At 69.7% G+C, this 19,521-nt stretch carries 19 protein-coding genes; 14 read left to right on the top strand and 5 right to left on the bottom strand.

The genetic code is table 11. From position 1 onward, the window contains the following. The first annotated feature begins 122 nt into the window (after positions 1 to 122). Entirely contained in the window at positions 123 to 785 is a 663-nt protein-coding gene (gene mtnC / locus KTR66_RS12365) for an acireductone synthase (RefSeq protein WP_213612906.1), read from the top strand. Between the two features lie 58 nt (positions 786 to 843). Continuing rightward, positions 844 to 1,824, top strand: coding sequence for a magnesium transporter CorA family protein (locus KTR66_RS12360; RefSeq protein WP_213612905.1), 981 nt, complete (start codon positions 844 to 846; stop codon positions 1,822 to 1,824). 6 nt (positions 1,825 to 1,830) lie between these two features. Here KTR66_RS12360 and KTR66_RS12355 read toward each other — a convergent pair whose 3' ends face one another. After that, a complete protein-coding gene (locus KTR66_RS12355) occupies positions 1,831 to 3,816 on the bottom strand; it encodes a methyl-accepting chemotaxis protein (RefSeq protein ID WP_213612904.1) in 1,986 nt (661 codons plus the stop codon). A 208-nt stretch (positions 3,817 to 4,024) separates the two neighbouring features. On the opposite strand from KTR66_RS12355, the gene KTR66_RS12350 reads away from it, so the two are divergent. Then, on the top strand, positions 4,025 to 4,978 hold the full coding sequence (locus KTR66_RS12350; protein WP_213612903.1) for an acetamidase/formamidase family protein: 954 nt from the start codon (positions 4,025 to 4,027) through the stop codon (positions 4,976 to 4,978). Between the two features lie 218 nt (positions 4,979 to 5,196). Further along, positions 5,197 to 5,652 (top strand): hypothetical protein, encoded by a 456-nt coding sequence (locus tag KTR66_RS12345; RefSeq protein ID WP_213612902.1) that lies wholly within the window; start codon positions 5,197 to 5,199, stop codon positions 5,650 to 5,652. Between the two features lie 374 nt (positions 5,653 to 6,026). Here KTR66_RS12345 and typA read toward each other — a convergent pair whose 3' ends face one another. Further along, positions 6,027 to 7,871 carry a translational GTPase TypA gene (typA, locus tag KTR66_RS12340; protein WP_213612901.1) on the bottom strand — a complete coding sequence of 615 codons (1,845 nt, stop codon included), beginning with the start codon at positions 7,869 to 7,871 and terminating at the stop codon, positions 6,027 to 6,029. Positions 7,872 to 8,169: 298 nt separating this feature from the next. On the opposite strand from typA, the gene KTR66_RS12335 reads away from it, so the two are divergent. Next, entirely contained in the window at positions 8,170 to 8,460 is a 291-nt protein-coding gene (locus tag KTR66_RS12335; RefSeq protein ID WP_213612900.1) for a hypothetical protein, read from the top strand. Here the strand turns inward: KTR66_RS12335 and KTR66_RS12330 are convergent. Further along, positions 8,450 to 9,391, bottom strand: coding sequence for a hypothetical protein (locus KTR66_RS12330; RefSeq protein ID WP_213612899.1), 942 nt, complete (start codon positions 9,389 to 9,391; stop codon positions 8,450 to 8,452). The two genes, KTR66_RS12335 and KTR66_RS12330, sit on opposite strands and share 11 nt — an antisense overlap. A gap of 39 nt (positions 9,392 to 9,430) precedes the next feature. On the opposite strand from KTR66_RS12330, the gene KTR66_RS12325 reads away from it, so the two are divergent. Next, a complete protein-coding gene (locus KTR66_RS12325) occupies positions 9,431 to 9,952 on the top strand; it encodes a cytochrome b (RefSeq protein ID WP_213612898.1) in 522 nt (173 codons plus the stop codon). A 6-nt stretch (positions 9,953 to 9,958) separates the two neighbouring features. Here KTR66_RS12325 and KTR66_RS12320 read toward each other — a convergent pair whose 3' ends face one another. Both KTR66_RS12320 and KTR66_RS12315 read right to left on the bottom strand, forming a co-directional pair. Next, positions 9,959 to 11,875, bottom strand: coding sequence for a phosphatidylglycerol lysyltransferase domain-containing protein (locus KTR66_RS12320; protein WP_213612897.1), 1,917 nt, complete (start codon positions 11,873 to 11,875; stop codon positions 9,959 to 9,961). Continuing rightward, positions 11,872 to 13,494 (bottom strand): lysine--tRNA ligase, encoded by a 1,623-nt coding sequence (locus tag KTR66_RS12315; protein WP_213612946.1) that lies wholly within the window; start codon positions 13,492 to 13,494, stop codon positions 11,872 to 11,874. The genes KTR66_RS12320 and KTR66_RS12315 overlap by 4 nt, the downstream gene beginning before the upstream one ends. Positions 13,495 to 13,665: 171 nt before the next feature. On the opposite strand from KTR66_RS12315, the gene KTR66_RS12310 reads away from it, so the two are divergent. The 8 genes from KTR66_RS12310 to KTR66_RS12275 all read left to right on the top strand — a co-directional run bounded on the left by KTR66_RS12310 (position 13,666) and on the right by KTR66_RS12275 (position 19,471). Next, entirely contained in the window at positions 13,666 to 13,860 is a 195-nt protein-coding gene (locus tag KTR66_RS12310) for a DUF4089 domain-containing protein (protein ID WP_213612896.1), read from the top strand. Then, positions 13,857 to 15,248 carry an AtzE family amidohydrolase gene (locus KTR66_RS12305; RefSeq protein ID WP_213612895.1) on the top strand — a complete coding sequence of 464 codons (1,392 nt, stop codon included), beginning with the start codon at positions 13,857 to 13,859 and terminating at the stop codon, positions 15,246 to 15,248. Before KTR66_RS12310 ends, KTR66_RS12305 begins: the two co-directional genes overlap by 4 nt. Positions 15,249 to 15,251: 3 nt before the next feature. Further along, positions 15,252 to 15,641 carry an oxalurate catabolism protein HpxZ gene (gene hpxZ, locus KTR66_RS12300; protein WP_213612894.1) on the top strand — a complete coding sequence of 130 codons (390 nt, stop codon included), beginning with the start codon at positions 15,252 to 15,254 and terminating at the stop codon, positions 15,639 to 15,641. A 103-nt stretch (positions 15,642 to 15,744) separates the two neighbouring features. Then, a complete protein-coding gene (locus KTR66_RS12295; RefSeq protein WP_213612893.1) occupies positions 15,745 to 16,329 on the top strand; it encodes a glycine zipper family protein in 585 nt (194 codons plus the stop codon). A gap of 16 nt (positions 16,330 to 16,345) precedes the next feature. After that, complete coding sequence (hemW, locus tag KTR66_RS12290; RefSeq protein WP_371819113.1) at positions 16,346 to 17,500, top strand: radical SAM family heme chaperone HemW; 1,155 nt, start codon at positions 16,346 to 16,348, stop codon at positions 17,498 to 17,500. Between the two features lie 142 nt (positions 17,501 to 17,642). Beyond that, a complete protein-coding gene (locus tag KTR66_RS12285; RefSeq protein WP_213612891.1) occupies positions 17,643 to 17,903 on the top strand; it encodes a hypothetical protein in 261 nt (86 codons plus the stop codon). 74 nt (positions 17,904 to 17,977) lie between these two features. Then, entirely contained in the window at positions 17,978 to 18,931 is a 954-nt protein-coding gene (locus tag KTR66_RS12280) for a tripartite tricarboxylate transporter substrate binding protein (protein WP_249732065.1), read from the top strand. A gap of 15 nt (positions 18,932 to 18,946) precedes the next feature. After that, positions 18,947 to 19,471, top strand: coding sequence for a heme-binding protein (locus KTR66_RS12275; protein ID WP_213612890.1), 525 nt, complete (start codon positions 18,947 to 18,949; stop codon positions 19,469 to 19,471). The last annotated feature ends 50 nt before the right edge of the window (positions 19,472 to 19,521 follow it).

Genomic DNA, 19,521 nt, shown 5'->3' with positions numbered 1-19,521 from the left:
GGCAGCGCCGGCGAAATCTTCGCGGGGGCCCCGTTTTCGCGTTTCCTGAAGGGCTTGCTCCGTTGCCGCGGCTAAGCCGCGGCGCCGACCGGGGGGCCATTGGCACTTGTGAGGGTCGTTCGGTGATCACGCATATCCTGTCGGACATCGAGGGCACGACGACCTCCATCGCCTTCGTGCATCGCGCGCTGTTTCCCTACGCGGCCTCGGCGTTGGAGGAGTTTCTGGTGCGCCACGGGCATGAGCCCGAGGTCGCGGCGATCCTGGCCGATGTGCCGGGCGATCCGCTCGAAACCTTGCGCGGCTGGATGGCCGCCGATGCCAAGGTCACGCCGCTCAAGGCCTTGCAGGGGCTGATCTGGGCGCAGGGCTATGCCGATGGCGCGCTGAAGGGCCATCTCTGGCCGGATGTGGCGGCGGAACTCCGCGCCTGGCAGGGGCGGGGCCTGCATCTCGCCATCTATTCCTCGGGCAGCGAGCAGGCGCAGCGGCTGCTGTTCCGCCATTCCGAGGCTGGCGACCTGGAGCCGCTCTTCGAGGGCTTCTTCGACACGCGCATGGGTGCCAAGCGCGAGGCCCAGAGCTACGCCCGCATCGCCGAGGCCTGGGGTGCGGCGCCGGCCCGCATTCTCTTCCTCTCCGATGTCGCGGAAGAGTTGGATGCGGCCCGTGCTGCGGGTTACGTCACCTGCCAACTGGTGCGCCCAGAGGACGGAACGAAAGCCTCAGGCCGGCATCCCGAAGCGGCGGATTTCAAAACCGTGAACCGGCTCCTCGTGGCGTGACACCGAGCGGGCGCGTGGTTAGAACCGGGCCAACCGCCCTCTCCGCGGAGACCCGCCCATGCTGACGACCTATACCGTCGAGAACGGCCACCTCGCGGTCCGCGACCATGTGCGCGACCCCGACGCGCTGCGCCGCGCGGTCTGGATCGATCTGCTGCAGCCCTCGCTGGAGGAGGAGCACGCGGTGCAGGCCGCACTCGGCATCGAGGTGCCGACGCGCGAGGAGATGCAGGAGGTCGAAAGCTCCTCACGCCTCTATCGCGAGGAGGATTCGCTGGTGCTGACCGCGAACTTCCTGCATGGCACCGAGAGCGGCAATTTCGGCTCCACGCCCATCTCCTTCGTGCTCACGCCGGCGGCGCTGATCACGGTGCGCTACGCGACGCCCAAGGCCTTCCCGGTCTTCACCGCGCGTTGTCAGAAGACGCCCGCGTTGGTGAGCAGCGCGGATGCGGTCATGCTGCACCTCTTCGAACAGATCGTGGACCGGCTCGCGGATATTCTCGAGCGCATCAGCAGCGACATGGACCGCGCGAGCCACAACATCTTCCAGCGTGGCGCCGAGGACCCTGCCACCAAGCGCGACCGCAACCTCAAGGAGGCGCTGCTGACGCTGGGCCAGGTGGGGGAGGTGACGACCCGTGCCTCGGAAACCCTGCTCGGTCTCAACCGCATCTTCACCTTCGTCAGCGCCGAGAAGGCGATGGCCGTGCGCAAGGAGAACCAGGGCACCATCAAGACCCTGGTGCGGGACGTGCGCTCCCTCGTCGAATACGCGAATTTCCTGAACAGCAAGGCGACCTTCCTGCTGGACGCCGTGCTCGGCATCATCAATGTCGAGCAGACGAACATCATCAAGACCTTCACCGTGGTGAGCGTGGCGCTGATGCCGCCCACGCTGATCGCCTCGATCTACGGCATGAACTTCCAGCACATGCCGGAGCTGGAATGGAGCTTCGGCTACCCGATGGCGCTGATCCTGATGGTGGCGACGGCGGTGCTGCCCATCTGGTTCTTCAAGAAGCGCGGGCTGCTCTAGGCCCGCTCAAGCGGCGGGACGCTCCAGCCGGGCCAGGGCCGCCGCAAGGAGCCGCTGCCCTGCCTTGTCCGACGGATCGAAGCGCAGTCGCTGTGCCTCCTCCCCGCCGGCCAAGGCTTCGGCGCCGAGCACAAGGCCCGGCTCCAACGCATCCAGGCGCAGGCGCCCCGTGCCGCTGACGGCGCCGGCGCCGATCACGGCGCACCCGCCGGCGGAGATATTCTTCACCGTCACCTGGCGCGGAGCCGCGAGTCCCATGCCTTCCAGCCAGGTGGGCAGTTCGAGGGGCCAGCGCGTCTCGGCCCGGCGATCCACCTCGGGCGATGCCTCGCGCACGATCCTGACCAGGGCCTTGCCCAGCGCGGATACCGCATCGCGCGAGCGCGCGGCGCCCTCCGAGACGGCTTCGGCGCGGGAGCCTGTCACGGCGGCCTGGTTCGACACCGCGGCGATGCGCTCCGAGACGGCATGCGCGGCCGAGGCCGTTCCCGAGACCGCGCGCGAGATTTCCTGCGTCGCCGCTGCCTGTTCTTCCATGGCGGCGCCGATGGCGATGGCCGCGTCATCCACTTCGCGCACCGCCTCGACCATCTCCCGCACGACCTCCACCGCGCCATCCGTCGCGACCGCGATCTCATGCACCTGGCGGGCGATCTCTTCCGTCGCCTTGGCCGTCTGGGCGGCGAGCTGCTTCACCTCACCGGCCACCACGGCGAAGCCCTTGCCCGCATCCCCGGCGCGGGCCGCCTCGATGGTCGCGTTCAGCGCCAGAAGATTGGTCTGGCCGGCGATCTGCGCGATCACCCGCGCCACCCCGCCGATGCGGTCCACTTCCTGCGCGAGGGTTGCGATCCTTTCCCGTCCCTGGATGCCCTTTTCGGAGGCACGGCGCGTCGCGGCGCTTGCCCCGGCGATCTGATGGGTGATTTCGCGGATCGAGGCGCCCAGTTCCTCGGTGGCCGCGGCGACGGCATGCACGTTGCGCTGCGCATCGATGGCCGCCGCGGCGACCGAGGCGCTGTCGCTCGCGATTCCCTGGCTCCCGGCGGCCATGGCCTCCGCGGTCTGCGCCATCTCCCGCATCTGTTCCTCGACCAGGAGCATCGCGCCGCCCGCCTCGGTTTCCACCTGGTCCGCCATGGCGCGCAGCGCGGCGCCGCGGGACATGTCGGCGGCGGCGCGGGCTTCGGCGGCAGCGCCGCGATGCGCCTCCGCCTCACGAAGGCCCTGCTGGAAGATGATGACGGCCCGCGCCAGCTGGCCTACCTCATCGCTCCGCTGGCCGAAGGGGATGCTGACTGACAGGTCGTTGCCCGCAAGGGTCTGCGTGGCCAAGGTCAGGCGCCGGATCGGCCGGCTGACCCGCACCAGGACGCAGGCGCCCGCGCCGACCAGCAGCAGCACGGCCAGCACCGCGAGGATGGACTGCGTGTCGGCGGCGAAGGATGCCTGGCCCGCCGCGGCGGCGGCAAGGCGGTCCGCATCCACGATCTGCGCGTCGAGGATGGCGCTGATCGATTCCGTGAGCGGGTCGATCACCGGATAGAGGCGCTGGATGATGACCGCATCGAGCGCGGCACGATCCTGCGCGCGCAGGGTGGCGACCAGGTCCTGGAACAGCGCCTCGGCCGGTGCCTTGCGGCGCCTCGCCTCTTCCATCAGGGGCACCGCCGCTTCCGCGAGCGGCATCGCCTGGAGCGCGGCCCAGGCCGTGTCGATCGCCTCGCGCGCCTGCTGGAGCGCCGTCCCGCCCTCGGCCCAGGTGAATGTCCCGTTGCGGACCTTGTGGGAGGCGTCCACGACGCTGACGGCGTAGGCATCGGACAGCGCCTTCAGATGGACGAGGGAGGTGATGGTGTCGCGCTGCAGGCCCTGGAGCGAATGCCCCGACCGTTTCAGCGCGAGCGCTCCATAGGTCATGGAGCCGATGGTGATGAGGCCGATCAGGGCGAGGAGCCCCAGAAGCAAGGGCGTGATCTTGAGGTGGTTCATGGGTCCGGGGCCAGGTCGCGACATACCGTCGCGAAGCTGCACCGCCGTTGGTTAGCGCACCCTTGCGCGGGCGCATCGCATCCCGGCTGCGCTGTGCTGTGACCAATCTGCGGGCAATCTGGCCTCAGGCCCATGCTGGTGCGCGGCGGGGGGCGGTTGACCGCGCGATGCGGTTCCGCAACATCGCGCTCTCTGTCAGGAGCCGATCATGCCCGCGACCCATCGCATTCCCGCCACACCCGAGACCATCCGCTGGGGCACCTTCGACGGCAGCACCAAGCCGGTCGCCGAGGTGGAAAGCGGCGACCTCGTCATCCTGCAATGCGTCTCCGGCGCGCCCGACGTGGTGGCCGAGGCCGAGGCGCTGGGGCTGACCATCCCGCCGGCGCTGGCCGCGATCCATGCGAGCAACCCGCCGCGCCTGGGCCCGCACATCCTCACCGGCCCCGTGGCCGTGAAGGGTGCGATGCCGGGCGATGTGCTGCGCGTGGATATCGAGAAGATCGAGCTCGGCGCCGAATGGGGCTTCTGCGGCTTCCGTCCGCTGGGCGGCACCCTGCCGGAGGATTTCCCCTATCGCCGCATGCTGCACATTCCCGTGGACCACGAGAAGCGCACCGGCCATGTGCCGATCGGCGGCGGCATCACCCTGCCGCTCAGCCCCTTCTTCGGCGTGATGGGCGTGGCGCCGCCCACCGAGTGGGGCCCGATCTCCACGAAGGAGCCGCGCGCGCATGGCGGCAACCTGGACAACAAGGAAATCGGCGAGGGCGCCACGCTCTTCCTGCCGGTGCATGTGCCGGGCGGCAATTTCTCGGCGGGCGACGGCCATGGCGTGCAGGGCGATGGCGAGGTCTGCATCAACGCGCTGGAGATGTGCCTGACCGGCCATTTCCGCCTGACGCTGATGAAGGGGGCGAACCTTGCTTATCCGCGCGCCGAGACCGCCACGCATTACATCACCATGGGCATGCATGAGGACCTGGATGAGGCGATGAAGAAGGCGCTGCGCGAGATGATCGGCTTCATCACCAGCCGCACCAATCTCAGCGCGGCCGATGCCTATCAGTTCTGCTCGCTGGCCGTGGACTTCCACGTGACGCAGACGGTGAATGGCGAGAAGGGCGTGCACGGCCTTCTGAAGAAGGGGTTGTTGTTTTAAGCCCTCAAGCGCCGGGCGCGCGCTCCGCGCGCTTGGCTTCGCCGCGCGGCTGGTGCGCCCGGCCATAGGCTCGGTTGGGCGGCGCCGGCCGCTTTGCGGCCGGATTCTCCAAAGGGTTCTTCGTTCTTGCAGGGACGGTCCGTGCTGCTCCACGCCGGGGATTGGATTTCCCCGGTCAATGGCGTTTCATGGGGTGTCTTTTTCTCCAAGGAACGTCCATGCGCCGCCTGCTCCTCGCCGCCGCCCTGCTGGCTCCTCTCTCCGCCCAGGCGCAGGACGCCTTCTGCCAGGGCCTGCGCCAGATCGTGCAGGCGGCCGCGCAGGATTTCGTGGAACTGCCCTCCGGCACGCATTACCTGCGCGGTTCGGTGAGTGAGCGGCGCGGCGTGGCGCCGCCCTTCGATGGCGCACCGCCGCGCGCCGTCTACTACGCCGTGATGCTGCGCGATGATTCGCCCCGCGCCTTCACCCTGGCCGAGCAGCACATGCGGAACCTGCAGGGCGAGATCAACCGCTGCCTGCCGCAGGCCCAGGCCTCGGCCGTGACGAGCAATGATCGCGGGTCCTACCAGACCTGGACGATGGAGCGCGCGGTGGTCGGCCTGCGGCGGGAGGACAGCCGCGGTTTCGCCTCCTCGACCGAGATCGTCGTTTCCATCATGTCGCGGTGGTAGTTTTCTGATGCCCTCAGGCGCCGGGCGGCGGCTCCGCCGCCTTGGCTTCGCCGCGCCACGCGTGCGTGGGGCCCAGCGCCCGGTTGGGCGGCGCCGGCCGCGTTGCGGCCGGAAGGGTTTGTAGGGTCCCTCAGGCGCCGGGCGGCGGCTCCGCCGCCTTGGCTTCGCCGCGCCACGGCCGCGTTGGGCCATGCGCCCGGTTGGGCGGCGCCGGCCGCGTTGCGGCCGGAAGGGTTTGTAGGGTCCCTCGGGCGCCGGGCGGCTGCTCCGCCGCTTGGGCTTCGCCGCGCCACGGCCGCGTTGGGCCATGCGCCCGGTTGGGCGGCGCCGGCCGCTATGCGGCCGGATCCGTCACGACCGGAGGCTGGTGAGGCTCAGGCCGCCTCACCCTTGACCGGCAGGCCCTCGGCCCGGCGGGAGGCGCGCTTGCGCTCGTGCGGGTCCAGGTGGCGCTTGCGGAGACGGACCACGGAGGGCGTCACCTCCACCAGCTCGTCATCCTCGATATAGGCGATGGCCTGCTCCAGCGTCAGGCGGCGGGGCGGCGTGAGAAGCAGCGCGTCATCCTTGCCGGCGGCGCGGATGTTCGTGAGCTTCTTCTCCTTCACCGGGTTCACCTCGAGGTCATCGCCGCGCGAATTCTCGCCGATGATGAGCCCGACATAGACCTTCGCACCCGGGTCCACGAAGAGCGTGCCGCGCTCCTGCAGGGCGAAAAGCGCATACTGCGTCGTCTCGCCATCCACATTGGAGATGAGCGAGCCGTTGCGGCGCCCCTCGATAGTGCCGGCCCAGGGCGCATAGCCGTGGAAGAGGCGGTTCATGATGCCGGTGCCGCGCGTGTCCGTCAGGAACTCGCTATGGTAGCCGATCAGCCCGCGCGAGGGCATGAGGAAGGTGAGGCGCGTCTTGCCGCCGCCCGAGGGGCGCATGTCCTGCATCTGCGCCTTGCGCAGCGAGAGCTTCTCGACGACGACGCCGGTATAGGCGTCATCCACATCCACCAGCACTTCCTCGAAGGGCTCTTCCTTCTCGCCGGTCTCCGGATTCTCGCGCATCAGCACGCGCGGGCGGCCGATGGTGAGTTCGAAGCCCTCGCGGCGCATCGTCTCGATCAGCACGCCGAGCTGGAGTTCGCCGCGGCCGGCCACCTCGAAGGCGTCCGTCTCGGAGGAGACGGTGACGCGGATGGCGACATTGCCCTCCGTCTCGCGCTCCAGCCGGTCACGGATCTGGCGCGACGTCACCTTCTTGCCCTCGCGGCCGCCCAGCGGGCCGTCATTCACGCGGAAGGTCATGGCGAGCGTCGGCGGGTCCACCGGCACGGAGGGCAGCGGCGCGGGCTGCTCGGGCGCGCAGATCGTGTCGGGGATGGTGGTGTCCGAAAGCCCGGCGATGGCGATGATGTCGCCCGCGCGCGCCTCGTCCACCGGCACGCGCTCCAGGCCGCGGAAGGTGAGCAGCTTGGTCAGGCGCCCGGTCTCGACCTGCGTGCCATCGGCGCGCAGCACCTTCACCGGCATGTTCACGCGGGCGACGCCCTGCTCGATGCGGCCGGTCAGGATGCGGCCGAGGAAGTTGTCGTATTCGAGGATCGCCGCGTTCATGGCGAAGGGCGCGTCCTCCTGCACGGCCGGCGGCGGCACGTGGCGGACGATGAGGTCGAACATCGCGTCCAGGTTCTGGCGCGGGCCGTCCATGCTCTCATCCGCCCAGCCCTGGCGGCCCGAGGCGAAGAGCATGGGGAAGTCCAGCTGCTCGTCATTGGCACCGAGATTGGCGAAGAGGTCGAAGATCTCGTCATGCACCTCGTGCGGGCGGGCGTCCTGGCGGTCCACCTTGTTGACCAGCACGATGGGGCGGATGCCGCGGGCCAGCGCCTTGCCCAGCACGAACTTGGTCTGCGGCAGCACGCCCTCGGCGGCGTCCACCAGCAGCACGCAGCCATCCACCATGGAGAGGATGCGCTCCACCTCGCCGCCGAAATCGGCGTGGCCGGGCGTGTCCACGATGTTGAGCTTCACGCCCTTCCATTCGACGGCGGTGCACTTGGCCAGGATGGTGATGCCGCGCTCGCGCTCCAGGTCGTTGCGGTCCATGGCGCGCTCGGCGACCTGCTGGTTCTCGCGGAAGGTGCCCGCCTGCTTCAGCAGCTGGTCCACCAGGGTGGTCTTTCCGTGGTCGACGTGCGCGATGATGGCGAGGTTACGCATGGGCATGGATCAGGACTTCCGGGCAAGTGTGAGGCCCGGGACCGTTGGCGGGCCGGGCGGCTGGGCAATCAATTGTTGCGATTGATGGCACAGGGAGCTTGTGTGCGGCGCACACATAGGGGCAAGCGCGCCAAATTGCCAGCACAGATGTGCGGGCACCGGAGACGGGATCCCCGAAACGGGGTTTCCGGCATGGGCAGGCTTCATGTTAATAAATGGAGTCTGCGATGCCGAGGCGGAGGCGCGGGTGCGTAAGGTCGGTTGGATATTGGCCGCGGGCCTGGTTTTGCCGGCCGGGTCCGCCATGGCGCAGTCCGGCACCTGCCTCAGCCGCAACCTGCTGCAGGTGAATGCCACCTATTCGCGGGACGGGGCCGCCGGCACCTATGACTACCTGGTGCAGGTCAGCAACATGACGCGCCAGCCCCTGCGCTTCCGGGTGCAGTTCCAGATGACCGGCGCCATTCCGGACCCGCGCCTGGCCAGCACGAATTTCCAGATCGCGCCCAGCGGCAGCCTGGTCATCCCCATGGCGAATGGCCGCGTGCGGGCGGACGGCAGCCGCATCCGCGCCGGCGTCACGCTCATCTGCTGAACGGCGCGAGGCCCTTCGGCCCCTCGCCCTGCCCCAGCACCCAGCCCTCCCAGCGGCGCACCATGTCATCGGCGGGGACCACATCCTCCCGCCGCCCGTCCAGCACGGCCACAAGCGCAGCCAGGCCCAGCGTGCAGTCCAGCCGGTCCTCGCCCGCCGCATCGGCCCCGAAGCCGTCCCGGATCATCGTCAGCGCCTCCGCCGAGGGCGCGATGCCGAGTCGGTCCAGCACGGCGCGCAGCGGTTCGGCGAGCGCCCGCCGCGCCGCCTGGTCCCGCTTGCTGCCGGGGAGGCTGAGGCCAAGCTGGCGCAGCGCCTCGGCCGGATAGACCTCGGCCAGGGCAAGGCGGCCGGGGCGCAGCAGGCCTTGCAGCGCGCCCTCGAAGGGCCAGAGGCAGAGCGGCGCACCGGCCGCCAGCGCGGGCGCCAGCCAATCCCGCCAGGCGGTGATCGCGGCCTTGCCCGACTGGTTGGCGCCCAGCGTCCAGAAGGGCGGCGCGCCGGCCGGGCGTGAGGCGGTGGCGCGGTCGCACCAGCGGTGCAGCGCCTCGGCATCCGGCAGGCCCAGGGCCGCGGCATGCGAGGCGCGCGTCATCCCCTTCACCCCGCGCTGCGGGTAGAAAGGCGCATCGAGGCTGATCGTCTCCAGCGTCTCGTTCACCCTGAAGAAGCGTGCATCGCCCGCGCGGGCGCGGAGGAAATCGAGGAAGCCGGCCTCGGGCCGCTGCGCCGCATAGGCGCGGGGCACGCCGAGCGGCAGGTCGAGCCCCAGCGCCGCCGGAAGGTCCTCGGCCAGCAGGGCCGCGGCGAAGGCGGGCGGGTCCCCCACGGGGCGGGGCGCCGCCAGCCGCCAGCCGCCAGCACCGCGCCGGGCGATGGCCATCCAGCGCTTGCCCGGCGCCACCGACCAATCCGCGTGCGCCGCGATCATTCGCATGACAGGATGGCGCGTCCCTGTATGGAGGCGAGCATGGCCTATTCCCCGATGGCGAAGTGGTTCCACTGGATCACGGTGGCGCTGATGCTGATCGCACTGCCCACCGGTTTCGTGATCGGCCACATCAAGGATGCGAGCAAGATGGGCTTCTACGCCATCCATGAGAGCGCGGGGCTGACGCTGCTCTTCGTGGCGGCGCTGCGCCTCTGGTATCGCATCAAGCACCCGGTGCCGGTGGAGGCGAGCCTGCCTGCGCCCATGCGGATGGCCGCGACGGGGGTGCATCACGCGCTCTATGGCGCGCTGATCCTGCAGCCCATCCTCGGCTTCTTCGCCACCAATGCCTTCGGCTTCCCGATGCAGGGGGCCACGGCCTATCTCGGCTTCATCCATCTGCCCAAATTCATGCCGGCCTGGGAGTGGGGGGCGAATGTGCTGCTCTGGCTGCACCAGACGCTGGGTTGGGCGATCGTGGGTCTGCTGGCCGCGCATATCGGCGCGGTGATCTTCCACCAGGCGATCCGCAAGGACGGGACGCTGATCCGGATGGTGTGAAGGCGGCTATTGCCCGTTGGCCGCCCGCAGCAGCCGGGCCGCGTCATGCTCGGCGTCGCAGGCGATGAAGCGGCCCGGATTGCCCTCCTCCGGCAGGGCCTGCAGGCCGATATCGCCGTAATAGCGCAGGAAATCGGGGCCGACGCCGATGAAGGCGGGGCGGCCGCCCTTGCGCTCGCAGAAGTCGCGGAAGCGCCAGATGGCGGAGACGGCATCGCGCGGGTCCCCCACCGGGTCGCCATGCGCGATCCAGATCTCGTCGCAGCGGGTGAAGGCGAAGCCGGCGCGCCCGGCCTCGCCCCAGATCACGCTCTCGGCGCGTGGCGGGACGCAGGCGCCCAGGGCTTCGAGGCGGGTGCGGTTGGCCTCGTCCAGCGGGGCGGGGCGGATGCGGGCGGGGCGCAGCAGCCGCACCATGCCCACCAGCAGCAGCAGCACCATGATGCCGATGGTGAAACGCAGCTGGATGGGCGCGCCGGCGAAGAGCACCAGCTCCATCCAGGTCTCGCCCTGCAGGCGGCTGGCATTGGCGAGCGTGGCGAGTGCCAGGCCGCAGATGGCGACGGCCGCCAGCGGCAGCAGCATCTCGTTGGAGAGCGGCTCGCGCCGCAGCCGGCTCTCGCGGTAGAAGGCGGTGCGCATGGTGGCGAGCAGGGCGGCGACCAGCAGGAACAGGCCCCAGGTCCACCAATGCTCCTCGCGCAGCTTGGCGATGAGCGCGCCGTTCACCAGCAGGAACAGCGCCATGCCCCAGGCGAGGCGGAGCCGCCGCGCCAGGCCGAAGGCCATGATGATGAGCAGCGAGCCCACGATGGAGGCGGCGAATTGCGAGGCGAGCGCGGCCTCGTAGCCCGCCCAGTCCTGCAGGACGAGGGCCGAGACGGGCAGCGAGCCGAGGAAGATCAGCAGCCCGCCACCGAGCGCCACGAGCCCGGCGAGGATCGGCACTTCGAGCGGCATGGCGCCGCGGCTCAGCGCCTTCAGCGAATCCCGCCGCTGGCCGATCTCGAAGCCGGCGAAGAGCGCGCCGGAAATGAACAGCGGCACGATGTAGTAGTAGAGGCGGAAGACCAGCAGCGCGCCCACCACCTCGGCCGCGCCCATATAGGGGGCGAGGCCGATGATGATGGCGCCGTCGAAGACGCCGAGGCCGCCGGGTACGGAGGCCGTGATGCCCAGCGCATAGGCGGCCAGGTAGATGCCGATGAAGCGCAGGAAGGTCAGGCCCTCGGCCGGCGGCAGCAGCACGTAGAAGATGGCGGCGGTGACGGCCACATCCACGGTGGCGAGCAGGCTCTGCGCGATCGCCATGCGCACGCCGGGCAATTCCACATCATGCCCGAAGACGCGGATGCTGCGGCGGAAGCGGCTGAGCAGGATATAGGCGATGACCACGCCGAAGAGCGGCAGGGCGGCGAGCTGCAGCAGCCAGCGCGGCAGGTGGTCCCCCGCCCAGGGCAGCACCTCGGGCTCGACCAGCAGCACCATGCCGCCCAGCGCCATGCCGCCCAGGCCGAAGGTGAGCGAGGTGAAGCCCACCACCTTGCCGATCTCGAGCGGCGTGTAGCCCCAGGCGGAATAGAGGCGGAAGCGCACCGCGGCACCCGAGACGGCGGCGAAGCCGAGATTATGCGCCAGCGAATAGCCGCAGAAGGAAGCGAGCAGCGCGCGCCCCCAGCTCGACGGCCGGCCCGCGTAACGCGCGCCCAGCCAGTCGTAGATGGCGAGAACGAGATAGGCGAGGATGGTGAGCCCCGCACCCCACCAGAGGGCCGAGGTCGGGATCGCCTGCATGGCGCGCTCGACATCCGCGACCGAGAGGTTGCGGAATTCCCGATGCACCACCCAGATGGCGCCCACCAGCAGCAGCAGCCCGAAGGCTGTCGCGCCGTGCCGCTTCAGGAGACCCAGCGTGCCTTTCACGCGGGCGCATTCTCCCGCGAGAGCGCGTTCTCGATCAGCGCCACCGTCTCGGGCACGCCCATCACGGCGACGGTGCCGCCGAAGCGCGGACCTTCGCTCTTGCCCAGCAGCACCTCGTAAAGGGCCTGGAACCAGGCGCGGCCGACGCCCATGGAGCCATCCTTGTTGGGCACGGCGAAGGGCGGGCGGCGGCCCGCGTCATAGACGGCGTTCTGCATCGCCGCCTCGCGCTCGGCACCCGCGGGCAGGGCGGCGAATTCCGGCGCGCGCTCCAGCAGGATGGCGGCGAGGCCGCGCATCGCCTCGGCCTCCTCTGGTGTCGCCGCGCGGAACTTGCGCTCGGGGGCGATGAAGTCCCGCCAATAGGCGCAGGCATTGCGCACCATGCGGTCCAGCACCGGCTCGCCCTCCGGCGTCAGGCCCGGATGGTATTTGCGCAGATAGGCCCAGAGGCGCTCCGGATCATCGGTGTTCGCGATGCCGGCGAGGTTGAGCAGCGTGGCGTAGGAGACGGGCGGCGGCGCGAAATTCGGCACCTGCCCGGCATGGATGTGCCAGGCGGGGTTGGCCGGATCATTCTGCGCGCGCAGCTTCGTGAGGTGGCTGATCCATTCATCCACGGCGCGGGGGATCACCTCCTTGTGGAGGCGCTTGGCCGAGCCGGGGGAGGCGAACATGAAAAGGGCGAGGCTCTCCGGCGGGCCGTATTCCAGCCATTGCTCGATGGTCAGCCCATTGCCCTTGCTCTTGCTGATCTTCTGGCCGAGCGCGTCGTTGAACAGCTCATAGGTGAAGGAGACCGGCGGCTCGCTGCCCAGCACGCGGCAGATGCGGCTGGAGAGCTTCACAGAGTCGATCAGGTCCTTGCCGGACATCTCGTAATCCACGCCGAGCGCGTGCCAGCGCAGCGCCCAATCGGCCTTCCACTGCGCCTTGCAATGGCCGCCGGTCACCGGCGTTTCGAAGCGCTCGCCCGTGTCGGGATCGGTCCAGAGGATGGTGCCGGCCTCGAGATTGGTCGCTTCCACCGGCACCTGCATGACCACGCCGGTCTTCGGGTGGATCGGCAGGAAGGGGGAATAGGTGGCGCGGCGCTCGGCGCCGAGCGTGGGGAGGATCACCTCCCGCACCTCCTCATGCAGGGCGAGCATGCGCAGCAGCGCGGCGTCGAAGCGGCCGGAGGCGTAGTATTCCGTGCTGCTGGCGAATTCATATTCGAAGCCGAATTCGTCGAGGAAGCTGCGCAGTCTTGCGTTGTTGTGCTGGCCGAAGCTGGGGTGCGTGCCGAAGGGGTCCGGAATGCGGGTCAGCGGCTTGCCGAGATGCGGGACCAGCAATTCCTTGTTCGGGATGTTGTCCGGCACCTTGCGCAGCCCGTCCATGTCGTCGCTGAAGGCGATGAGCTTGGAGGGCATTCCGGTCAGCCGCGTGAAGGCGCGCCGCACCCAGGAGGTGCGCGCCACCTCGCCGAAGGTGCCGATATGCGGCAGGCCGGAGGGGCCGTAGCCGGTCTCGAACAGCGCCTCGGTTTTGCCTGTCGCGGCCAGGCGCTGGGCGAGTTTGGCGGCCTCCTCGAAGGGCCAGGCGCGGATGTTCTGGTATTGCGGATCGGCGGTCATGGGCAGGGGATGGCAGGCGAGGGCAGCGGGGTCAATCTTGACATGCCCAAGCGCCGGGCAGGATTGCACGGGGCGCGCGCAGGCGCGGCGTGCCAAGCGAAATGAACAGCCTGCAACCCACTGGCGCCGCAAGCCCCGCCGCGCCAGTTCTGCGCGTGGAAGGACCATCCCATGCCCGAATTCGATCCCGAGGCTTATGCGAAGCAGGCGGCCGCCGCCATCGGCCTGCCGCTGAACCCGGCGCACCTGCCCGGCATCACCATGAACCTGGCGCTCGCCAAGCGCATGGCGGGGCTGATCGAGCAGATGAAGATCACCCCGGCGGATGAGGCGGCACCCGTCTACGTGCCCCGGAAGACGCCATGAGCAGCGCCGTCTCCCTCGCGGCCGAGATCCGCGCCGGGCGCCGCCGCGCCGCCGATGTGTTGGAGGAGCGGCTTGCCGACATCGCCGCCCGCAACGCCAACTTCAACGCCTTCACCGAGGTGACGGCCGCGCGCGCCCGGGCCGAGGCGGCGGCGGTGGATGCCAAGGTGGCCGCCGGGCAGGACCCCGGGCCCATGGCCGGCGTGCCGGTGGCGGTGAAGAACCTGTTTGACCTGGAAGGCATCACCACCCTGGCGGGTGCCAAGATCGAGCGCGACAGCCCGCCCGCTGTGCGCGATGCCTTCCTGGTGCGCCAGATGCAGGCGGCCGGCGCCGTCATGCTTGGCGCGCTGAACATGGATGAATACGCCTATGGCTTCACCACCGAGAACGCGCATTACGGCCCCTGCCACAACCCGCATGACCTGACGCGCATCGCGGGCGGTTCCTCGGGCGGCAGTGCCGCGGCGGTGGCGGGCGGCCTCGTGCCCATCACGCTCGGCAGCGACACCAATGGCTCGATCCGCGTGCCCTCCTCGCTTTGTGGCATCTGGGGGCTGAAGCCGACCTATGGGCGGCTTTCGCGCTCCGGCGGCTTCCTGTTTGCCGCGAGCTTCGACCATCTGGGCCCCTTCGCGCGGGACTTGGCGGACCTTGCCCTGGCCTACAACGTGCTCCAGGGCGAGGACCCGGAGGACCCGGCGCAACATTGGCTGGGCGCCGCGCCTGTGGATGTGAGCCCCGAGATCGGCGGGCTGCGCATCGCCGTGGCCGGCGATCACTTCACGCGCGGCGGCCATGCCGAGGGTTTCGCGGCCGTGGAGGCCGTGGCGCGGGCGCTGGGCACGACGCAGAGCGTGACCATCCCCGACGCGGCGCTGGGCCGGGCGGCGGCCTTCCTCATCACCATGGCGGAGGGGGCGAACCTGCATTTGCCCAATCTCCGCACCCGGCCGGAGGATTTCGATTTCGCGACGCGCGACCGCTTCCTGGCCGGCGCCCTTCTGCCGGCGCATTGGCCGCAGCAGGCGCAGCGCGTGCGGGCCGCCTATCGCGCCAAGGCGCTCGCCCTCTTCGACGAGGTGGATGTGATCATCGCCCCCGCCACGCCCTATGTGGCGCCGAAGATCGGGCAGGAGATGATCGAGGTGGAGGGCGCGATGATCCCCGTCAGGCCCAATCTCGGCGTCTATACCCAGCCGATCTCCTGCATCGGGCTGCCGGTGATCGCAGCCCCCATCGCCGATCCGGCGGCGCTCGGCACGCCGGGCGGCATGCCCATCGGCGTGCAGCTCATCGCCGCCCCCTGGGCCGAGGCCAAGCTCTTCCGTGTCGCGGCCATGCTTGAGAAGCTCGGCGTCTGCAAAGCCCCTGACGTGAAGGCCTGACCGATGTACGAGATCAACATCCCCGAAGTGCATGCCGAGGTCTCGGCCGCCTTTTACCGCTATGAAAAGGCGCTGGTGACCAATGATGTCGCCGTGCTGGATGAGCTTTTCTACAACAATGAGCACACGCTGCGCTTCGGCGTGACGGAGAACCTCTTCTCCTATGCCGAGATCGCGGCCTTCCGCGCCTCACGCCCCAGCCAGGGTCTCGCGCGGGATCTCATCCGCACCGTCATCACCACCTATGGGCGGGATTTCGGCGTGGCCAACACCAGTTTCCGCCGCGAGGGTAGCGATCGCATCGGCCGGCAGAGCCACACCTGGCTGCGCACGGATGAGGGGTGGCGGATCGTGGCCGCGCATGTCTCGCTGCTGCCACCCGGGGTGGAGTAAAGGACGCCGAACAGGCGTTACAATTCGCGGCCTCGCACCCCGCCATGGAAGCGCCATATCTCCGGCTCAAAGGGTCCTGCAGAGGATGGGCCGGAGGTAGGTCATGACACGCATCTGGATCCTGGGATTGGTGGCGATCGGCCTTGGCGCCTGCACTGTCGGGCCGCCGGTTGGGCCGACCGTCGTCGCCATGCCGCCCCAGGGCAAGGATTTCGGGCAATTCCAGCGCGAGGACGCCTTCTGCCAGCAGAATGCGTTCAACAGCCTGGGCGTGGCGCCGGAGCAGGCGGCGGCCCAATCGGCCATCGGCTCGGCGGCGATCGGCACCGCGGTGGGTGCGGTGGCGGGTGGCTTGATCGGCGCGGCGACGGGCAATGCGGGGGCGGGCGCGGCGATCGGGGCCGGGGCCGGCCTCGTGACCGGCAGCGCGGTCGGCGCGGGGGCGGCGCAGAACACCAATCTCTCCCTGCAGGGCCGCTACGACGTCACCTATTCGCAATGCATGGCGAGTTACGGCAACACGGTGCAACCCTTGCAGGTGAACGTCCCCGTGCCTGTCTATGCGCCGCCCCCGGTTTATCCCGTGCCATATCCCTACGGCGTCTATGTCGGGCCGCGCGTGGGCTGGGGCTGGGGCTATGGCTGGGGCCGGCCCTGGTATGGCGGGGGCTATTATCGGCGCTGGTGATGGGCTGAAAGGGGGCGTGACCGAGCCCCTTGCCCTCTATATCCACTGGCCCTTCTGCGCCTCGAAGTGCCCCTATTGCGACTTCAACTCGCATGTGCGCGAGGGCGGCGTGGACCATGCGCGCTTTCGCGCGGCACTCCGGCGAGAGTTGGCGCATGAGGCAGCGCGCGTCGGCCGGAGACCGCTCGCCAGCATCTTCTTCGGGGGCGGCACGCCGAGCCTGATGGAGCCGGAGACGGTGGCCGCGCTGATCGCCGATGCGCGGGCGCATTTCGAGGCCGAGCCGGAGATGGAGGTCACGCTGGAGGCCAACCCCACCAGCGTGGAAATCGGCAAGCTGCGGGAATTCGCGGCGGCGGGGGTGAACCGCGCTTCGCTCGGCGTGCAGTCGCTCGACGTGGAGGCGCTGCGCTTCCTGGGGCGCCGGCATGATGTGGGCGAGGCGATCGCCGCACTTGAGGCCGCGCGCGACATCTTCCCGCGCCTCTCCTTCGACCTGATCTATGCCCGCCCCGGCCAGGCTGAAGCCGCCTGGCGGGCGGAACTGCGGCAGGCCCTGGCGCTGGCGGCGGACCATCTCAGCCTCTACCAGCTCACCATCGAGCCCGGCACGCGCTTCGCTACCCAATATGCGCGCGGCGATTTCGCCCTGCCGGCGGAGGATGACGCGGCGCGCATGTATGAGGCGACGGCGGAGGAGGCGCGGCGCTTCGGCCTGCTTCCCTATGAGGTCAGCAACTACGCCAAGCCGGGCGCCGAGAGCCGGCACAACCTCGCCTATTGGCGCTACGGCGATTACCTCGGCATCGGGCCGGGCGCGCATCAGCGGCTGCTGCGCGATGGCGTGATGTGGGCGACCCGCCGGCATCGCGGCCCGGAGGAATGGGCCCTGCGCGTGGAGCAATCCGGCCATGCGGCGGTGGAGGAGGAGGCGCTGTCGGAACGCGACCGCGGGCGGGAGGCGCTGCTCATGGGCCTGCGCCTCGCCGAGGGCGTGGATCCCGCGCGAATCGAGGCGCGCAGCGGCTTGCGCTTCGTGGACACGGTGGACCCCATCATGCTCGCCGCCTGCCTGGAAGAGGGGTATCTGGAATGGCAAGGGCCGCGTCTGGTGGCGACCAGCGAGGGCCGCGTGCGCCTCGACGCGCTGCTTCCGGCCTTGCTTCGCTGAGTGCGCCTGTGCATGGTGGCGTCATGTTCCTGATGGCGTCCTCTCCGCGAATTACGCGCCCGGCCGGCTGATCCGCGCCGCGATCCCGTGGCGCGTCGCCGCGCCGGGGCTTCGCGACACCCCTTTGCCAGGAACCGATCCGATGACCGCTGATGTGCTGTTTACCGTGGAGGCCTTCGCCGAGCCCGGCCTGCTGCCCCGCCTGCTGCAACCCTTCGCCAAGCGCGACCTCACGCCGGACCACATGCTCGCCCGGCGCGAGGGCGAGATGCTGCGCGTGGAACTCGGCATGACGGCCATGCCGGCCGGGATGGTGCATCTCGTTGCCGGCAATCTGGGCCAGGTGGTGGGCGTGGTGCGGGTGACGGAAACCCGGCGCGAGGCGCTGCGCGCCGCCGCCTGACTGGACGCTCGCGCGCCGCGCTGGTGTAGTCCGGGCCGAGCGCGGGAATCGCGCCACCTCCCGGGAGTGTCATCATGTCCTTGTCGCGCCGCGTTCTGTTCGGCACCGCCTTGGCCCCCGCCTTCGCCTCGGCGCAGGAATATCCCGCGCGGCCACCGCGCCTGCTGCTGGGCTTTCCGCCGGGCAGCGCGGCGGATGTCGCGGCCCGTGTGATCGCGCCGCCGCTGGGGATGGCGCTCGGCCAGTCCATCGTGGTGGAGAACCGGCCTGGGGCGGGCAGCAACATCGCGACCGAGCAGGCGGTGCGCGCGGCGCCGGATGGTTACACGCTGTTCCTGGGTTCTGTGGCGAATACGATCAATGCGAGCTTGCAGCGCGACCTGCCCTTCGATTTCGCGCGGGACCTGGCGCCCATCGCCCCCCTGGTCAGCGTGCCGAACCTGCTGGTGGTGCATCCTTCCGTGCCGGCGAACAGCGTGGCGGAGCTGATCGCGCTGGCCCGCGCCGGGCAGCTCTTCTTCGGCTCCTCCGGCATCGGCACGGCGCCGCATCTCTCGGGCGAATTGTTCAACCTGATGACGGGCGCGCGGATGACGCATGTGCCCTATCCCGGCAGCGGCCAGGCGGTGACCGACCTGCTGGCCGGCCGTGTGGGCGTGATGTTCTCGCCCGCCTCCACCGTGATCCAGCATGTGCGCGCGGGGCGGCTGCGCGGCCTCGCTTCCACCGGCGTCACGCGCACGGCGGCGGCACCGGAATTGCCGACGATGATCGAGGCGGGGCTGGCCGGCTTCGTCAGCGCTGTCTGGTTCGGGCTGATGGCGCCCGCCGCCACGCCCGCGCCGATCATCGCGCGCCTCTCGGAGGCGGTGCGGGTCGCGATGAACACGGGCGAGACGCGCGCGCAACTGACGGCGCAGGGCTTCGATGTGCTGGAGGGCGGGCCGCCGGAGCTGGCGCGGCTCATCGCGGAAGAGACCACGAAATGGGCGCGGGTGGTGGAAGCCTCCGGCGCGCGGAATAACTGAGAGAGGTAAAGACAGATGGCCAAGCTGAAGCTCGCGGAATGCCGGCGCTTCATTCGTGCGGTGATGGAAAAGGCGGAGGAGATGCAGGTGCCCGTCTCGGTCGCGATCGTCGGGCCGGAAGGGCACCTGATCGCGATGGAGCGCATGGATGATGCGGGCTGGATCACGCCCGAGACGGCCTCGGCCAAGGCCTTCACCATGGCGGCCTTCCGCTCGATGAGCCCGCGCTTCCAGGATGGCCTGGTCACGCAGCAATGGCTGCGGGAGCGCAACCCGCAGCTGGCGGTGAATGCTTCGGTCTTCACCGGCGGCAAGATCTTCATCTCGGGCGGGGCCGCGCCGGTCTTCAAGGGCAATGAGATGGTGGGCGCCTATGGCATCAGCGGCGGGACCTCGGACCAGGACGAGGTGATGGGCAATTACGCGCGCGAGAAGCTGGGCTGGCGCCATACGCCGGCCAAGGACGACACACCCCAGGCGGTGAAGGACCACATCAATTCGATCTACGAGAAGGTGGGCCTCGGCAAGCGCAAGCTCTGAGGCCGTGATGGCATCCGGCCGGATGCCATGGCATTCTGGGGCCGGAGGTG

The organism is Roseococcus sp. SDR (assembly GCF_019083995.1).
Lineage (GTDB): Bacteria > Pseudomonadota > Alphaproteobacteria > Acetobacterales > Acetobacteraceae > Roseococcus.
The sequence above is the reverse complement of the archived record's forward strand: the minus strand, read 5'-3'. Positions and strand labels throughout refer to the sequence as shown.